Below are 1,598 nucleotides of genomic sequence, written 5' to 3'. Positions count from 1 at the left end.
GCGGGCGGTGAGCGCCGACCCCGGATCGCCGGCGGCGGCGACGATGCCGTCGAGGTCGCCGTATTCGCGCAGCAGGGCCGCGGCGGTCTTCGCACCGACCCCCGCCACGCCGGGCAACCCGTCCGACGCGTCGCCGACCAGCACCGCGTAGTCCGCGTACACGCGGGCGTCGTCACCAGCGGGCAGATCGAAGCGCTCCGCCACGACCTCCGGGGTGTACGCCAGACGCTTCTTCATCCCCGCTCCCACGTACACCACGGTGGTGCTCGCCGATGCCAGCTGGAACAGGTCGCGGTCGCCCGTCACGACCAGCACCTCGCGATCCCGGGCGGCCAGCGCGGCCAGCACGTCGTCGGCCTCCGCGTCCTCCGCCCACGCCTGGGCGATGCCCGCCGCCCCGAGGATTCCGCGGATCGACTCGACCTGCGGGCCCAGTGACGCGGGGGCGTCCTCCTCGCCGTCGTCACCCACGCGGTGCGCCTTGTACGAGGGCAACAACTCCACCCGCCAGTCCGGACGCCACGCGCGGTCGAGGCCGGCCACCAGGCCGGTCGGGGAGTACTCGTCCACGAGCACGGCCACCATGTCGCAGAAGCCGCGCACGGCGTTGGCGGGGGAGCCGTCCGGGCCGGTGATCTTCTCGGGCACGGAGTGGAACGCGCGGAACCACAAGCCGGCGCTGTCGAGAACCATGAGCGGGCCCTGGGACACCGCGCCTCCTTGATGTCGTCGGGTCGGGAGCGAGTACCTGCCGTCAGGCTAGTCGGCTCCGGCCCACTGCGGCCCCGGCCTACTGTGGAGGACATGAACAGCCCCACTACGCAGATCCACTCGCACCGTCTGGCAGCCGTCCGCGATCGCGCGCGGGACCTCGGGATCGACCACGTGGTGGTGTATTCCGGCGAGGACATGTCCTACCTCACCGGTGAGCGCATGGCCTCGCACGAGCGGCTCACCGCGCTGGTCGTGCCCGTGGACGGGGCAGAGCCACTGCTGGTGCTGCCGTCGCTCGAACTCACCGACGTCACCCGGCGAGCCGCCGACCGCGTGGGCGCGAGGATCCACCCGTGGGCGGACGGGACCGACGCCATCGCGCTCGTCACCGGGTCGGTCGCCGGGCGGGTGGCGGTGTCCACCGCCCTGCCGGCGTTGCACCTGGTGCCGCTCCAGGACGGGGTCGACGGCGAGGTGGTCCTCGCCTCGGAGGTGATCGACCACGTGCGGGCCGTGAAGACCGCGCACGAGGTGGGCGAGCTCGCCGAGGCCGCCCGTCGCATCGATGCAGTGCATGCCCGGATGGGGGAGTTCCTGCAGGTGGGCCGGACCGAGGCGGAGGTGGGCGAGCTCATCACCGCCGCCATCGAGGCCGAGGGGCTCACGCGCGCCGAGTTCGTGATCGTCGGCTCGGGCCCGAACGGCGCCGACCCGCACCACGGGGTGTCCGACCGGGTGGTCGAGACCGGCGACATCGTGGTGGTGGACATCGGCGGGCCGCTGCCCAGCGGCTATCACTCCGACTGCACCCGGACCTACTCGATGGGCCAGCCCTCCGCCGAGGTCGCCAAGACGTACGCGGTGCTGGAGGAGGCGCAGCGCCT

Annotated in this window: 2 protein-coding genes; one reads left to right on the top strand and one right to left on the bottom strand. The window is 72.9% G+C overall.

Translation table 11 applies throughout. The features are described from left to right. Positions 1 to 711, bottom strand: a 711-nt coding sequence (locus G6024_RS13505; RefSeq protein WP_159148926.1) for a 5'-3' exonuclease, incomplete at its 3' end; no start/stop codon positions are given. Positions 712 to 804: 93 nt separating this feature from the next. On the opposite strand from G6024_RS13505, the gene G6024_RS13500 reads away from it, so the two are divergent. After that, on the top strand, positions 805 to 1,598 hold a 794-nt coding region (locus tag G6024_RS13500; RefSeq protein ID WP_159148925.1), incomplete at its 3' end, for a M24 family metallopeptidase.

Origin of the sequence: Dietzia maris (assembly GCF_014144855.1) — a bacterium.
Classification (GTDB): domain Bacteria; phylum Actinomycetota; class Actinomycetes; order Mycobacteriales; family Mycobacteriaceae; genus Dietzia; species Dietzia kunjamensis.
This window is presented reverse-complemented; position numbering and strand designations above follow the sequence as displayed.